General features: G+C 58.1%; 13 protein-coding genes. 8 read left to right on the forward strand and 5 right to left on the reverse strand.

Going from position 1 to position 16,412, the window contains the following annotated elements:
- Positions 1 to 578: 578 nt before the first annotated feature.
- The 8 genes from KHO07_RS25215 to KHO07_RS25250 all read left to right on the forward strand — a co-directional run bounded on the left by KHO07_RS25215 (position 579) and on the right by KHO07_RS25250 (position 10,565).
- Positions 579 to 1,559, forward strand: a complete 981-nt coding sequence (locus KHO07_RS25215) for an integrase domain-containing protein (RefSeq protein WP_212625829.1) — start codon at positions 579 to 581, stop codon at positions 1,557 to 1,559.
- Positions 1,556 to 1,864, forward strand: a complete 309-nt coding sequence (locus tag KHO07_RS25220) for a hypothetical protein (RefSeq protein WP_212625830.1) — start codon at positions 1,556 to 1,558, stop codon at positions 1,862 to 1,864. The genes KHO07_RS25215 and KHO07_RS25220 overlap by 4 nt, the downstream gene beginning before the upstream one ends.
- 81 nt (positions 1,865 to 1,945) lie before the next feature.
- Positions 1,946 to 4,309, forward strand: coding sequence for a DEAD/DEAH box helicase family protein (locus tag KHO07_RS25225; RefSeq protein ID WP_212625831.1), 2,364 nt, complete (start codon positions 1,946 to 1,948; stop codon positions 4,307 to 4,309).
- 99 nt (positions 4,310 to 4,408) lie between these two features.
- Positions 4,409 to 5,878 carry a class I SAM-dependent DNA methyltransferase gene (locus tag KHO07_RS25230; protein WP_212625832.1) on the forward strand — a complete coding sequence of 490 codons (1,470 nt, stop codon included), beginning with the start codon at positions 4,409 to 4,411 and terminating at the stop codon, positions 5,876 to 5,878.
- Positions 5,875 to 7,503, forward strand: coding sequence for a restriction endonuclease subunit S (locus KHO07_RS25235; protein ID WP_212625833.1), 1,629 nt, complete (start codon positions 5,875 to 5,877; stop codon positions 7,501 to 7,503). The genes KHO07_RS25230 and KHO07_RS25235 overlap by 4 nt, the downstream gene beginning before the upstream one ends.
- A 35-nt stretch (positions 7,504 to 7,538) precedes the next feature.
- Positions 7,539 to 8,627, forward strand: coding sequence for an endonuclease NucS domain-containing protein (locus KHO07_RS25240; protein ID WP_212625834.1), 1,089 nt, complete (start codon positions 7,539 to 7,541; stop codon positions 8,625 to 8,627).
- Positions 8,628 to 9,472: 845 nt separating this feature from the next.
- Complete coding sequence (locus KHO07_RS25245; RefSeq protein ID WP_150731762.1) at positions 9,473 to 9,925, forward strand: Ohr family peroxiredoxin; 453 nt, start codon at positions 9,473 to 9,475, stop codon at positions 9,923 to 9,925.
- A 172-nt stretch (positions 9,926 to 10,097) separates the two neighbouring features.
- Positions 10,098 to 10,565, forward strand: coding sequence for a MarR family transcriptional regulator (locus KHO07_RS25250; protein WP_212625835.1), 468 nt, complete (start codon positions 10,098 to 10,100; stop codon positions 10,563 to 10,565).
- An 82-nt stretch (positions 10,566 to 10,647) separates the two neighbouring features.
- Here KHO07_RS25250 and pelG read toward each other — a convergent pair whose 3' ends face one another.
- From pelG to KHO07_RS25275, 5 genes are read right to left on the reverse strand one after another with little or no spacing between them, the layout of a single operon-like run.
- Entirely contained in the window at positions 10,648 to 12,018 is a 1,371-nt protein-coding gene (gene pelG / locus KHO07_RS25255; protein WP_150731760.1) for an exopolysaccharide Pel transporter PelG, read from the reverse strand.
- On the reverse strand, positions 12,019 to 13,533 hold the full coding sequence (pelF, locus tag KHO07_RS25260; RefSeq protein ID WP_150731759.1) for a GT4 family glycosyltransferase PelF: 1,515 nt from the start codon (positions 13,531 to 13,533) through the stop codon (positions 12,019 to 12,021).
- On the reverse strand, positions 13,530 to 14,519 hold the full coding sequence (locus tag KHO07_RS25265) for a HEAT repeat domain-containing protein (protein ID WP_150731758.1): 990 nt from the start codon (positions 14,517 to 14,519) through the stop codon (positions 13,530 to 13,532). The genes pelF and KHO07_RS25265 overlap by 4 nt, the downstream gene beginning before the upstream one ends.
- Positions 14,497 to 15,861, reverse strand: coding sequence for a PelD GGDEF domain-containing protein (locus KHO07_RS25270; protein ID WP_244858250.1), 1,365 nt, complete (start codon positions 15,859 to 15,861; stop codon positions 14,497 to 14,499). Before KHO07_RS25270 ends, KHO07_RS25265 begins: the two co-directional genes overlap by 23 nt.
- 5 nt (positions 15,862 to 15,866) lie before the next feature.
- Positions 15,867 to 16,385, reverse strand: coding sequence for a penicillin-binding protein activator LpoB (locus KHO07_RS25275; protein WP_150731756.1), 519 nt, complete (start codon positions 16,383 to 16,385; stop codon positions 15,867 to 15,869).
- Between the last annotated feature and the right edge of the window lie 27 nt (positions 16,386 to 16,412).

Below are 16,412 nucleotides of genomic sequence, written 5' to 3' on the forward strand. Positions count from 1 at the left end.
CGCCCGGTCACCTCCCCGGTGATGGATGCCTACTTCAGATCATGGCCCTCGTGCGCCAGACGACACTTCCTACTTCGCTGCCCTGCAGCAACCTATCCGCTTGGCCAAATCTTGCGCCAACCTGCGCCCGTCTCTTTCTACTGGAAAGAGACGGGCGTTTCTAACACTGCTGCAGCCCTCATCGCACTTGGCTTTGCGGCAACTCCTCTCGTGACAATTGGCGTGACAAACGCCGATTTCACCAGCAACAGCGCTGCAGATGATGGTGCCGCAGACCAGGAAATGGACTGCACCTGACTGACAGTCAGGCATGCGCCGGTCATCGCACCGCTGCGTCCACCCGACTCAGGATCTTCAGGCGCTGGTCTCGTCAGCCAGCGCTGCCTCCACCCGCCCACCGGTAACGGTGTTCAGGAGGCCAGATCATGAGATGCCCTTGCTCCCGGACGTAAGGAGCCGCAAGTCCCGCGTAGTGGACATTCCCCACAGGTCGCAGGGACCTTGATCCCTGATAACACTCAGCATTCTTGGCGGGATGACGTGGGCGAGGATCGGAGAACAGCGATGAGGTGATCGACATGGCATTGGTGGGTAGACGCGACGGCCGCAATTTTGGCTACGGCAGGCAATTGAGTTACGCAGGGCTGCAGGCGCTGAGAGACATGTTCGGCGGTGGCCACTACGGCACGGTCAAGGCGCACTGTGATCGGTGGCGGGCATTCGTGAAGTGGTGTCGTTCCGAGGAGGGGCCCGGTATCAATGATGCGCGGCAAATTGATCGGAAGGTATTGGCGGACTATGCGGCATATCTGCGCGACATGGTGGGACGCGGTGATCTCGCCGTCAGCACGGCACAAAACCGGCTATCCAGCGTTAACAGGACCATGACAGCGCTTCGCGGTGATCAGTACGTGAAGTTGCCCAGTCCGAGCAAGGCGTTGGGAATGCAGCGCACCGGGGTTCGGCAGTCGGTGCCGCAAGGCCAAGACCGCGAACAAGTTAAGCAGATCGTCGATGAGCTTTGCCGCCATCATCAGCTACGGGCCGCCGCAATAGTACTGTTGGCAAGAGCCACCGGCATGCGCTTGCGTGAGGCCATCTTGGCTGACCTCCCACGGCTTAGCCGGGAGGCTGAAGCCTGCGGCAAGATCAACATCCAGGATGGCACAAAAGGTGGCCGCGCCGGGGCCTCGGCAGCTCGCTGGATTGCGGTGGACGAACATGTTCAAAGCGCGCTTGGATTTGCACAGCGGGTGTCGCCCGGAAGTAGCCGCAACCTGATTGCGCCACATGAAAGCTACCTGAATTTTCTGCAAGAAATCATCCGCCCTGCGCGAGACATCCTGCATGCACACAACCTCAAAGGTTTCCATGAGCTACGAGCGGCCTACGCATGTGAGCGCTATGAGCAAATCACCCAACACCACCCGCCTATCAACGGCGGCCACTGTTGCCAGTTACATAGGAACCTTGATTGTGAGGCCCGGAGGCAAATCAGCTACGAGCTGGGGCACGGTCGGATCGACGTGGTCGCTGCCTACGTTGGAGGGCGGACATGAGTAAGCAATTCGACATGGAACTGTTCTTGGCTGGAGTGCTGACGGGGTCGCAGGCAACCCAACAACGCCATGTACGACAGGCGAAAATCATCCAGGCTGAAATAGCAGAACGCTGGCAGCGAGAAACGCCTTGGGCCTGGCAGAGAAAGCATTTGGTTTGGTTTCTCGAGCAACGCCTAAAAGAACGAAGTGGTGCTTCACAGTATTACTACCTACTGACCGTACGGCTGCTCGCCCGACGACTAGAAAAGCCATGGGCTTTCAACCGCTGTCAGGGCATACGCAGGCCTCACGGCCGATGCTGAGAGTGCCAGCCCTCAATACTGGCAGCATGCCTCTAGCCCTTCTGGTAAAGTCCGCAGCATGTCATAGGGATACAGCCAGCCATGGACAAGAAATCACTTTCCGAGCGGGACATCTGCAGTAAATACATCGCCCCAGCTATCCAGCAATCTGGGTGGGACATGCACAAACAGGTGCGTGAGGAGGTCAGCTTCACCAAAGGCCGCATTATGGTCCGTGGCAAGCTTCACAGCCGGGGCGAAGCACGCCGTGCAGACTTCATCCTATACCACCAAGCCAACCTGCCTATCGCTGTGATCGAGGCGAAGGATAACAAGCACTCCATTGGCTCCGGTATGCAGCAAGCTCTTGGCTATGCAGAGGCGTTGGATGTGCCGTTCGTGTTCTCCAGCAATGGCGATGGTTTCCTCTTTCATGATCGCAGTGGGACAGGCAGCAAGGTCGAAACTGAACTCTCCTTGGATCAGTTCCCTAGTCCTGCCGAACTTTGGCACCGCTACTGCCAATGGAAGGGGTTGGACAATGCTGCTCAACACAAGATAGAAGCGCCCTACTACGACGACGGCTCAGGACGTATGCCGCGCTATTACCAAATGAACGCCATCAACCGCACCGTTGAGGCGGTAGCACGCGGGCAGGACCGCGTTCTGCTGGTAATGGCAACTGGCACCGGAAAAACCTACACCGCCTTTCAAATCATCTGGCGACTGTGGAAATCAAAACAGAAAAAAAGAATCCTGTTCCTTGCCGACCGCAACATCCTGGTCGACCAGACAAAGAACAACGACTTTAAGCCCTTCGGCCAGGCGATGACCAAAATCGCCAGACGCCAGATAGACACCTCCTACGAGATCTACCTGTCGCTCTATCAGGCGGTTACTGGCGCTGAAGAAGAGATGAACGTCTACAAGCAGTTCTCCCGCGACTTCTTCGACTTGATCGTGATCGACGAATGCCACCGTGGCAGCGCCGCCGAGGACTCCGCCTGGCGCGAGATTCTTGACTACTTCTCCAACGCCACCCATGTCGGCCTCACCGCAACACCGAAGGAAACCAAAGAGGTGTCCAGCATCACCTACTTCGGTGAGCCGGTGTACAGCTACACTCTCAAACAGGGCATCGAGGACGGTTTTCTCGCGCCCTATAAAGTGGTGCGGATCGACTTCGACAAAGACCTGCAAGGCTGGCGCCCACCCAAGGGCATGCTCGACAAGAATGGCGAGCTGATCGAAGATCGCATCTACAACCTCAAGGACATGGATCGCACGCTGGTCATCGAGGCGCGTACCCAACTGGTGGCGCAGAAGGTCACAGAGTTCCTCAAGGCCTCCGACCCGTTCCAGAAAACCATCGTCTTCTGCGACGATATCAATCACGCCGAGCGTATGCGCCAGGCCTTGGTCAACCTCAACCCCGAGCGCGTGGCTGAGAACCGCAAGTACGTCATGCGCATCACCGGCGATGATCAGGAAGGCAAGGCCGAGCTGGATAACTTCATCAACCCGGAAGAGCGCTACCCGGTCATCGCCACCACCAGCAAGCTGATGACCACCGGTGTCGATGCGCAGACTTGCAAGCTGATCGTGCTCGACCAGCACATCAAGTCGATGACCGAGTTCAAGCAGATCATCGGCCGTGGCACCCGCATCAATGAAGACTTCGGCAAATACTGGTTCACCATCATGGACTTCAAAAAGGCCACCGAGCTGTTTGCCGACCCGGCCTTCGACGGTGACCCGGTGGTGGTCTACGCCCCCGAAGGCATCGAGCCGCCAGTCCCGCCCGACGATTTACTTGAAGGCGATGGCATCAGCGCAGGCAGTGATGGAGAAGGTGATGATCTGGACTTTACCGGCGAGGAAGACGGCAAGAAGCGCATCAAGTACGTCATCGACAGCATCCCGATCTATGTCATCGCCGAGCGTGTGCAGTACTACGGCCCGGATGGCCGGCTGATCACCGAATCGCTGCACGACTACACCCGCACCTGCGTGCAAAAACAGTTCTCCTCGCTGGACGACTTTCTACGCCGTTGGAGTGATGCCGAGCAGAAAAAGGCCATCATCGACGAAATGGCCACCCAGGGCGTAATGTGGGAAGCCCTAGCCGAAGAAGTGGAAAAGAAACAGGGCAAGCCCCTCGATCCGTTTGATTTGATCTGCCACGTCGCCTTCGACCAACCGCCACTGTCGCGTAAAGAACGCGCCGAACAGGTGAAAAAGCGCAATTACTTCGCCAAGTATTCCGGTGCAGCCCGCCAAGTGCTGGAAGCGCTGCTGGATAAATACGCCGACACCGGCATTGAGCACATAGAGGACATCAAAATCCTCCAGCTTGATCCCTTTAACCAACTTGGTGCCCCCATCGAACTGGTTAAAGCCTTTGGCGGCAAAGCTGGCTATAACAAAGCCATCCATGAACTGGAAGACGCGCTTTATGCCAGTTAACCGACTCCATGCTTAGGTGGGTAAGGGCACAGCCTTACTCACCTAATTAGCCAACTCCATTACAATCCCCTGCTTTGCCGCATCAAATGAGAATTCGTTATGTCCATCAGCTCCACCATCAAATCCATCCAGGACATCATGCGCAAAGACGTTGGTGTCGACGGTGACGCCCAGCGCATTGGCCAGTTGGTCTGGCTGCTGTTCCTGAAGATCTTCGATGACCGCGAGCTGGAATGGGAGCTTATGGACGACAACTACAAGTCGCCCATCCCTGAGAGCTGCCGCTGGCGCACCTGGGCCGCCGACCCGGAAGGCATGACGGGCGATGCGCTGAAGGACTTTATCGACAACAACCTCTTCCCCCAGCTGCAGAACCTGCACGAATACAGCAACACGCCGTCGGCCTTTGTGGTGCGCAGCGTATTTGAAGACGCCTACAACTACATGAAGTCCGGCCAGTTGCTGCGCCAGGTGATCAACAAGATTCAGGAAGGCGTGGACTTCAACAAAGCCCAAGAGCGCCACGAGTTCGGCAACCTTTACGAGCAACTGCTGCGCGACCTGCAGAACGCCGGCAACGCCGGTGAATTCTACACCCCGCGTCCGGTCACCGAATTTATGGTGCGCATGGTCGACCCCAAGCTGGACGAAAAAGTCATGGACCCGGCCTGCGGCACGGGTGGCTTTCTCACCTGCGCCATCGAGCACAAACGCAGCCGCTACGTGAAAACCGCCGAGGATGAACGCACCCTGCAGGCCAGCATTTTCGGCGTGGAGAAAAAGCCGCTGCCGCACCTGCTGGCCACCACCAACATGATCCTGCACGGCATCGAGGTGCCCAGCCAGATCCGCCACGACAACACCCTGAGCAAACCGCTGATCAGCTGGGGCCCGAGCGAGCGTGTGCACTGCATCGTCGCCAACCCGCCGTTCGGCGGCATGGAAGAAGACGGCATCGAAACCAACTTCCCCGCCGCCTTCCGCACCCGAGAAACCGCCGATTTGTTCCTGGTGCTGATCATGCAGCTGCTCAAGGACGGCGGCCGCGCCGCCGTGGTGCTGCCCGATGGCTTTCTGTTCGGCGAAGGCATCAAAAGCCGCATCAAGGAAAAACTGCTCACCGAGTGCAACCTGCACACCATCGTTCGCCTGCCCAACGGCGTGTTCAACCCCTACACCGGCATCAAGACCAACCTACTGTTCTTCACCAAAGGCACACCCACCAAACAGGTGTGGTTCTACGAACACCAGTACCCGGCCGGGGTGAAGAACTACTCCAAGACCCGCCCTATGCGCATCGAAGAATTCGCCGTCGAGGAAGCCTGGTGGGGCAGCGAAGCCGATGGTTTTGCCGCTCGCGTGAAGAACGAATTCGCCTGGCAGGTCAGCCTCGAAGAGCTGCAAGCCCGCAACTGGAACCTGGACTGCAAAAACCCGCATATCGGCGAACAGATCAGCCACGACCCAGACGAACTGCTGCGTAACTACGCCAATCTGCAAGGCGAGATCAGCGACCTGCGCGAACAGCTCAAGGCGGTGCTGGCGGAAGCCCTGGAGCGTCAGGTATGACGGCATTGATCACCGACAACCTGCCGCTGCTGGCCGGTGCGCCCAATGGTATCAAAAAACTGCGCGAGCTGATTCTGGAGCTGGCGGTGCGCGGCAAGTTAGTGCCGCAAGATCCGAGTGATGAGCCGGCCAGTGAGTTGCTAAAGCGGATTACCGAGGAAAAAACTCGGTTGGTGGCTGAAGGCAAAATCAAAAAACCAAAATCGCTACCAGATGTTGAAACTCTGGAAAAACTTTACCACCTGCCTGCGGGTTGGGAATGGACAACTTTACCTGGGGCTGCGAGTTATCAAATTGGTAAAACGCCTCCAACCAAGGAAGCTAAATACTGGGATGACTCAGGCTTACCGTGGGTAAGCATTTCCGACATGGAGCACTACGGCGAAATAACACAAACCTCACGTAGAGTTTCGGAAGTTGCCAGCAAGGATATTTTCAAATATCAGCCGGTTCCCGCAGGCACACTGCTGATGAGCTTCAAGCTGACCGTTGGTAAGGTCGCGATTCTGAGTATCGATGCATACCACAACGAAGCAATTATTTCGTTATCGCCTTACAACGGTGTTTCTAAGGAATACCTCTTTAGATTTCTGCCGAGTATCGCTCTTGGTGGACAGCAGAAGAATGCATTGATGGGTAATACCCTCAACTCCGAATCGATGGCACAGTTGCTGATCCCAATTCCTCCTTTGGCCGAACAACAACGAATCGTCGCCAAAGTCGATGAGCTAATGGCCCTGTGCGACCGCCTGGAAGCCGAGCAGGCCGACGCCGAAAGCGCCCACACACAGCTGGTGCAAGCGCTGCTCGACAGCCTGACCCAAGCCAGCGACGCCGCCGACTTCGCCTCCAACTGGCAACGCCTGGCCGAACACTTCCACATCCTGTTCGCCACCGAACCCAGCATCGACGCCCTCAAACAAACCCTCCTTCAACTGGCCGTGATGGGGAAACTGGTGCCGCAAGATCCCAGTGATGAGCCAACCAGTGAACTGCTTAGGCGGATTGCTGAGGAAAGGGAAAGTTGTGTGACTGGTCGGCGATCAGCAAAACACACTGCACTACCTAGTATTGATGACACTGAAAAGACGTTCGAGCGTCCAAGTGGCTGGGAATGGGTACGGCTGCAGCAGATCATTTCCGTTTCCTCTGGTGATGGACTTGTATCCGCAAACATGAAAGTAGAAGGTGGAATCCCTGTTTATGGTGGGAATGGTGTAACTGGATACCACAATGAAAAGAACGTCGATAAAGCGACTTTGGTTATTGGTCGCGTAGGCTATTACTGCGGATCAATACATTTAACGCCAGCCAGCGCATGGATTACTGACAACGCCTTGATTGTGAATTTCTCAGAAGAGAATCTTTATAAGAACTTTCTCTTTTGGCTTCTCAAAGGAACGAATCTCAAAGAGCAGGAAAACGCGACAGCACAACCTGTAATCTCAGGTAGAAAAATCTATCCCATTGTCTTGGCGATTCCACCACTCGCCGAGCAACACCGCATCGTCGCCAAAGTCGATCAACTCATGGCCCTCTGCGACCAACTGAAAACCCGCCTAACCCAGGCCCGCCAACTCAACGAACAACTGGCCAGCACTCTGGTCGAGCAAGCAGTGGCCTAGCGGCTTGCAGGCCGCATCACGTTAAGGACAACCCCATGCCCGTCAGAACGCAAATCTGGACGGTCGGTGGCCAACCCAGCCAGTTGCATGAGTGCATCCTGCCCAGCGAGCAGTTGCTGGAAGACATGATCGTCAGCGCGCCACGGCTGCTATCGGAGGAGTGGATGCTGATTGGCCGCCAGGAAAGTACCGGGCTGGGCGGGCGGATTGATCTGCTGGCCATCGCCCCGGATGCCTCCCTGGTGCTGATCGAACTCAAGCGCGACCGTACCCCGCGTGATGTGGTGGCGCAGGCGCTGGACTATGCCTCGTGGGTGGAAAAACTGGCCGCCGAGGATATTGCCGCCATCTACAAACGCTATCGCCAGAACGCCGATTTGGCGGCGGACTTTCAGGCCTACTTCGGCCTGCCGCTGGATGAAGAGGCGCTCAACCAAAGTCACCAGATCATCATCGTCGCGTCCGGGCTAGACGCCAGCACCGAGCGTATCGTGGCGTACCTCAGCGAGCGGGATATCGCCATCAACGTGCTGTGTTTTCAGGTGTTCCGGCAAGGCGAGCAACAGCTGATCAGCCGTTCCTGGCTGCTCGACCCCGTAGAAACCCAGGCCAATGCCAGCAACACCCGCAGCGACGGCACTAGTGAGCCGTGGAATGGTGAGTTTTATTGCTCGTTTGGCCACAGCCCGACGCGTTCTTGGCTGGATGCGCAAGCCTTCGGTTTTATCTGTGGAGGTGGCGGCACCTGGTACAGCAACAGCCTGAAGATGCTCGCGCCCGGCGACCGGGTGTGGGTCAACATTCCGCAGCAAGGGTACGTTGGTGTCGGCCGTGTAACCGGACGGGCCACAGCAGCGGCAGACTTCACCGTGCCCCACAACGGCGTCGATACGCCGATACTGCAAGCCGCAACACGTGGCACCTACCACGCCGAATACAGCAATGACCCAGCGCTGTGCGAGTACTTCGTGCCCGTGGAATGGCTGCAAACCGTGCCGGTTGAACAGGCCATCAAAGAAGTCGGTCTGTTCGGCAACCAAAACACTGTCTGCCGACCAACTACACCCAAGTGGCGTTGGACGATAGAGCGGTTGAAGGTGCGTTTGCTCAACAAGGCGCAATGACAATTCGACTCATTTGCGGAAAAGCTATCGGCTCTGGCACCTAGCGATCTGAAACACCACCGCTATCTGCCCAGCCGAACGGATATCAAGTAAGACGGAGGGTCGCGGAAATCACCCCGGATAAGAAATTGGTGGAGACGGAAGGTTCTATTCTTAGGGGTGCCTTGCTTCCGACTCGTTGACAGGAAACGGACTAGACAGTCTGCTCATTTCGGACCCGTCCTATATGATTTGGATAATCATATATAACGACTTCCGAAGATTTGCCTTGTGTTCAGAGCAAGCGGCATTCCAAACGGTATTCCACCTAGCTAATCAGGATAATAAATAGGTTAGTAAATCAATTAGATGAATTTTAAATTCAAATCCCCCCGGCCCACCAAATGATCAAAAAAAGACGTCCACGGACGTCTTTTTTTGTGCCTGCGATTCAGTAACCCCCTCCAGCTTTCGCCTCCGCCTCGACAGTCTCTGCTCCGCGCAGTTGGCGAGCCAGGTCACCAATACCCTTAAACTTTTCGGATGACGCACGCGATGCCCATTCCTACCGCTCATCGTCCTGGCGAAAAATAATCTTTGACATCGTTGGGGCTTTCGCAGAATATAAATACATCGCACACGATCTAATCGAAAGCGACCAACAACACAAACCCCGTTGCCGTTTGGAGATTCAACCATGAACACCGCCAGCATCCACACCATGTTGACCACCAACGCTCGCGCTGCCCAAGGTCACAACGGCAACAACTGGATCACTGCAGCAACCGATTGCTAAACCCATTTTCACAGCATATATATCGCATACGATTAGATCGCACAAACTAACAACCTTGAGGAATCATCCCATGAGCAAAATCGAAAAAGTACTGGCCACCGGCAAAACCCACACCACCCTGAGCAACGCCGGCACCACCTCGCGCGGCCATAACGGCACCCTCGACATCGAGCTGTCGTCTCCCGGTTCTGCCCAGCCGGCCCACGTGTTTGCCGCCACCCAACCGCATCCGAAAGCCGAGCAATTGTTCGCCGGAGCATGGTCGGCCTGCTACACCGCAGCGGTTGGCCTGGTTGCCGCCGAGCGCAACATCGCACTGCCGGCAGACCTCGCCGTCGACATCGAAGTAGACCTGGGCCAGACGGGGCTGGCCTACTTCCTTCAGGCCCGTTTGACTCTGCGCGTTCCGGGGTTGGCACACGACGTCGCGACCGAACTGGCGCATATCGCCGACTCCATCTGCCCGTACTCCAAGGCAACACGCGGCAATATCGATGTCGCCATTAACGTCCAGACTGCATAAGGCACTGCACAACCGGTCCCCAGGATATTTCCCCCTGTGGACCGGTCGTCGGCTTCATGGACCGGGCCCCCGTGGATACGGACCTGCAAAGGTATGAGCACTTCCGATACCATCGCATACGACGTATAGTCTGGCCTTGCACTCCATCCGTCTTTGCCCAGAGAGATTGCGCATGAAATCCGCCGACAAGACATCCGCCCTCGACCTGAAGCTTTCCGAATTCCTGTGCTTTGCGGTCTATTCCTCCAACCTCGCCTTCGGCAAGGCGTACAAGCCCATGCTCGAACGACTTGGCCTGACCTATACGCAATTCATCACCCTGGTTGCGCTGTGGGAGCAGGATGACCAGACCGTTGGCAGCCTTGGCGAAAAGCTGTTTCTTGAATCCAACACCCTCACGCCGATCCTGAAAAAACTGGAAGCCATGGGCTATCTGTTGCGCCAACGCGACCCGGAAGATGAGCGCCAGGTGCGAATAAGCCTGACGAAAGAAGGGCGGAAACTGCGCGAAGGACTGACGGAAGAAGGCTTCCCGCAAACCGGTCTTGATCCGGATGATTTCGTGCAAATCCAGCAGGCCATTGTGAAACTGCGCGACAACCTCATCCGTACAACGAAAGACCGTCACGACGATAAGTAAGTGACCGCTGACAGGTCCACGCCCCCACTAAAAAAGGCACTGCCGATCATCGACAGTGCCTTTTTTGTACCGCCAGAACGCTTCAGCGCGACAACATGAAGGTGTCGTACTCAAGGTCTTCCAGTGCGGTGGACAGCCTATGCAGGCCAAGCAACACGCACACCAGCAACGACAGGGTGAAACCGTAGCCAAAGAAGCTCGGCCCGAGGTGCATGCTCAGTAGCGTCAACCCGGCGTTCAGCACCGCGAAGATCACGCACAGTTCCAGCACCACGGCACGCTTGTCGAGGTAGAAAAACACGTTGAGCAACGCCATGAACACCACCTGGATGCTCACGCCGATCAGGTCGATGTAGAACAGTGGCAGGTAATAACTGGAGATGCCCAGCCAGTCCAGCAAGCGCGGGGCGAACAGGAACAACAGCACCACGGTCAGTCCCTGCACCTTGCAGATTTCCAGCAGGCCCTGACGGATCGACAAGGTCATCTCGGTCTTCAGCGAATTGATGTGCTGCAAAGTCTCGCCTTCGCGAATGGCCCGGAACAGTCGGTCATACCACTCGGCGAAATCGGTTTCGATACGCACCAGGAACACCGCCATCCCGGGGATGATCGCCAGGTACGCGAGGAAGATCGGCAGGTCGTACAAGATCGAGGCCCGCAGTGGGCCGATGACGGTGTTCGAAGTGCCGGGGTTGAACCAGAACAGGAACTTGTCGATCCAGATGCCAAAGTTATAGAAAAACCCGGTCACCAAAAGACTGACAAACACGTGGCGCCGGTCAAGAAAATCGAAGGCCACCAATTTCTCGGCACGGTATTCGCGCAGGATGTCGTAGAGAAACAGGAACAGCAGCGTACTGTGCCCGATCAACAACGCCAACAGCAGGCCCGCTATTCCCAGGAAGCTCAGCAGATAGGCACTGATGACCATCAGCACGTAGCCCACCAGCATCACCAGCAGGATGCGGTTATAAGCTTTCATCCCCGAGAGGAAGATGATCACCATCCACAGGTTGCACAGCACCACGAAGTTCGACAGCACCAGCAGCCGGTACATCAGCGGCTGGTCGAACAACACACTCAGCACAACGATACCCAGTACGCCGGCTCCGATGGTGACTATCAACAGCACACCCACCAGGTTGGGCAGGATCTGGTCGTGCTTGTTTTCAAACAACCGGTCGGAAACGAACCGCGTGAAAAACAGCTGCAAACCGCCCGTCAGGATGAGCGAACTGGCCATCAGATAGGTGACCGTCACCAGGAACTGCCCTACCAGTGTATTGGGCACGACACGGCTCAGGCTGATGATACCCACCAGCATCACGCTGATGATCGACAGCACCCAGGGCCCGGAGCTGATCAGCCCGGCGTAGACGTAGGCATGCAAGGTCGCGGTGTAGGAATCACGCGACAGGATCTTGCGGAGTTCGAAGCCAATCCCGGCCATTTAACTGTTCTCCATGGCGGCTTGATACAAGTCGCGATAACGCTGCAGCATCAAGGCTTCGGTGTAGTAACGGTTGACCCGCAACAAGCCGCTGGCCTGAGCCGCTTGCCAGCGTTGCGGACTGCGAAGCAGTTCGAGGATTGCCACGCTGGTGGCCTGCGGGTCGGCAATGGCCACGACTTTACCGGCCAGGCCGAGGTCGCGGTCTTCAGGGCTGCCGCCTTCGATCATTTCCCGGCACGAACCCACGTCACTGCTGACCACCGGCGTACCGGCGGCCCAGGCTTCGAGGATCACCAGCGGTTGCGCCTCACTGATCGAAGTCAGGACCATGAGCCCGAGTTTGGGCAGGATGTCCTGGATGCGCTGGAAGCCAAGGAAGTGCACCTTGCCCTCCAGCCCCAGGCTGGCCATCAGGCTGCGGCATTCACTGACGTATTCAGGGTCTTCCTCCTCCGGGCCGACGATCCAGCCTTCGGCCTCGGGCATGGCGCTGATCACGCCGCGCATGGCCCGCAGGAAAGTCTTTACGTCCTTGATCGGCACCACGCGGCCGATCAAACCCACCACCGGCGCAATGCCTGGGGCACGGGATTCGAGGGCAGCGGTCCACTGCGGCAGGTCGATACCGTTGGGAATGACCTGGGTGCGAACCGGGTCGGCACCGTCCTTGATTTGCCGCTGACGGTTGCCGTCGTACAGCGAAATGATGTTGTCGGCGCTGTTGTAGGTCAGTTGGCCGATGCGCTCGAAAAACCGCACCCACAAAGTCCGGATGTAACCCGAGCCGGCATCGAGGCTGCGGTTGAGCGCCTGACCGGAACTCTCGGCGATCCAGCTGGCCTGGGCCAGGTCGATCTTGCGTTCCTTGGTGTAGATCCCGTGCTCGCTGAGCAGGTACCTGCAGTTCCAGCGCTGTTTGAGAATGCAGCCCAACAGCCCGGCGTAACCGGTGGAAATCGAATGCAGCATCCGCGCCCGCGGCATCCGGCGCGACGACTCGGCGAGCATCAGCAACGGCGACTGCATTGAGCGCAGGGTCCAGAAATAGTTGATGAACGACGGGTCGGCGCAATGCAGGCGATAGCCTTCGCTCAACGCCTCCCAACTGGCGCGGCTGCGCAACACGTCGTCGAGGGTCAGCCGGCCTTGCGCGATGCAATCGAGCAGGTTTTCGCCCAGAGCCGGTTCAGGCGCGTCCGGGTGATGCAGGAAGCGATAGAGGTCTTCCAGCTGTTGCAGGTCGGCCTCGCGCGGTGTGCCTCGAGTGTTGGTCGTGTGGGTTGCGTCTTCGAGGAACACTTCTTCGATGTGCAGCACGTTCGACGGCACTTGATAGCGTCGCTCGGCATAGGCCGAACGCTGCCCGCCGATGAACATCACCGAGAACGTCAGCTCCGGCAGGCCGAGGATCATCTGGTGAATCCAGCTCGACACGCCGCCACGCACATAAGGCCAGGTGCCTTCGAGCAGCAGGCAGATGTCGGCGATCGGCGCCTCTTCCTTGTGAATCATGTCCAGCTCCTCACCAGATCAGCGAAGGGTGGTCGCTGGCGGGTTTTCTCGGGAAGGCTTGCGAGCAACCCTGGAATTTCATGGTAACGACCGGCTTCGAACGCCAGCTCGGCGTGAAACGGCAGGATCTGCGCCGCGCCCATGCCGTTTTCCTGGGCTTGGGTCAGCAGCACTTCGGCGCGCTCGATGTCGCCGCGTTCCAGGGCGATACGCCCGGCCAACAGAAACAGTTCACCGCCCTCACCCGCTTGCAGACCTTGTTCGGCATGCTCGCTGGCTTGATTGAGAACGTGCTCGAGTACGCTGCCTTGCGCCAGCCCCAGGTACGCCAGCTCCCAATACCAGCGCGCCAGGGTACCGTGCAGCACGCCGGCGGCTTTGGTCGTGGCGCCTTGCAGTTGGCCGAGGGCGATCTGGATGCGCAGGTTGATGTCGCTTTCCTGCTTGTCGAGCATCGAATACGCCAGCAGCCGCACATCGTCGCTCGGATCGCCCAGCGCCAGTTTGAGAATCGGCACCGCTTCCTTGCCCGGCATACGCCTGGTGGCCAGCAATGCGGCCAGGCGCTGATCCGGATCCGGTGCGTGACGCAAGACATCCTGCAAACCGCCATCGGCAAAAATTGGCGAATGCAATTGCATCTGCGCCCGATACGGCAGGCTCGGAATGCCCACCGCTTGCCAGGCTTGCTTGTCGCGTTTGCGTGGCAGGTACAGCGCCGGGAAGATCGCCGCGACCACGCCGACCGTACCGAGCACCGGCACGAAGAACGCCAGGCTGAAAATAAACAGCGGGCTCCAGGGCAGAGGTGAGCGGTAACGCGTCGGCAACAACAACCAGACCGCCGCGCACAACAACACGCTGGCCAGACCATGAGTGAGGGTGAACACCAGTAATTGGTGCAGTTCAGGCGCGTCGGCCCACAAGCTGGCCCAACTGCCCGCCTCTAACAACAAGGCTCCGCTAAACAGCCACTTGCTGATCATTCAGACCACACTCGTTGAACAGGAAGTTACGCAGCCCGTTGTGTTCATCAGGCTCCAGGTTGTAAGGCATGACCCGCACTCCGAGGCTGTCCAAGTCACTTTCAATGCCGAAGTGTTCATGCACCAGCAGGTTGATACGCGACAGATAGCCCTCGGTGCCTTGCGGGCTGGTCAACGGCAGCAGCACCAGCAGCAGCTGGTGATCGCGGTTGTTACGCAGCGGCAAGTGTAAGTCCAGACCGCGCTGGCTGCGTTCCAGCAGGCGCGTCAGCTCTTCGTTGGGACGGGTCATCTCGAAGGCGAACAGACCGGCCGATAACTGATGCCGTTCAACGTCGACCAGCGAGCGCTTGAGTTGCAGCGTGAAGTGCTGCGCGTCGGCATCCGCCAGTTGCAGCACTTGCACGTCTCGCAGCAGCAGGTCGGCGATGTGCCCGGCCAACAGCGCCAGCAGGCTCAATGTCCGATCCTGGAAGGCGAAGAACGGCATTTGCCGCACCGCCAGCACCGCCAACAGACGCCCTTCGGCATCGATCAACGGAATGCACGCTTGCAACGACGAGAATTGCGCCGAGCCACCGGCATCGATCAACTCCTGACGCACGCTCACCAGCTCACCGCGCTCCAGGCACAATTTGACCAGACCGTCTTCGGTGTCCAGCGAGCCCATGACGCCGATGGTTGCCAATGGAGCAGGCAACACCCGCTCACCGCGATCGTCGACCCGATACAGCCCGGCTACCCGCAGCGAGCCGTATTGTCCAAGCACGGCGACGATCGGTTCAGCCAAGGCCATCAGTGCATCGCCGTGCTCCGGCATGACTCGCAGTCTTTCGCGCAAGCCCAGCAGGGAGCTGCGCAAGCTTTGGTCGCTGCCCGCCACACGCTGCTCCAGACGGTCGTGGGAGACCCGAAGAATCTGATGCGCGCGGGTGAATTCATCGAGACGATACTGGCGATAATCGTTGGCCATCTGCAGGCGCTCCAGGCGTCGTTCCCACAGATCGCGAACCTCGCCCACCAGCATCCCGCAGACCAGCACGCCGACAATCCACGACGGCTCAAGCTGTTCATAACCGGCATGGCCGCTGTAGCGCAGGGCAAAGACTGCCAGCACCAACAAACCGGCGCTGAGCAGGCCGCGCACAAAACCGTAACGCACACCCAACAGCAGCGGCGCCAGAATCGGCCAGGGGAACCCGCCGTGCATCTGCAACGGATCTTGCGGGGTCAGCCACAAGCCGAGGCCGATGACCAGGCCGGTCACCAGGAACGTTTCCAGCCAAGACACCAGGCCGCTGGCGCGAGGCGCCAGGCTGTAATCCATGTGTGGAGAATTCATTGCAATCACTCGAACCTAAGGGCGCCAACAAGTTTGTCGAGCACCTTTTGCGCGGTACCCGCCAGGCTTTCACGAGACCAACCGGCACGCGCGCCACTTTTGCTCCAGAGCACCTGGCCGCTGTTCGCATCCAGCACGCGCAGGCTGATGCCCACTGCCGGCTCGCCGTCCAGGCCGTTCTTGTACTGCCACTCTTCAACGCTGCCGGCGACCACGTAATCGAGTTTCTGCTCACGCGCCCAATCCAGCGCACCGGCCAGACGCTCGTTGTCGTCCATCAAGGCCTGTTCACCCTGGGTGCTGGCCGGGTAAACCCGCGGTTGCAGGCCGTGGCTGCTGAGGACGCTGAGCAGGATTTGCTCACTGCGCTCACCGGCCTGCGGCGTCTGCGAATAGTTGACCATCGGCACGATGCCCCACTGCGCAGTGCGCGGCAGGTTCGGGCTGCTTTCGTCGGTGAAGCTGGCACAACCGGCGACGAACAGGACCGCCAGCGCCAGGCTCAGATTACGAATTGCTTGCATACGTTTTTCTCCCGTAGAAAATTCCAT

The organism is Pseudomonas sp. PP3, assembly GCF_905336995.1.
GTDB classification, from domain to species: domain Bacteria; phylum Pseudomonadota; class Gammaproteobacteria; order Pseudomonadales; family Pseudomonadaceae; genus Aquipseudomonas; species Aquipseudomonas reinekei.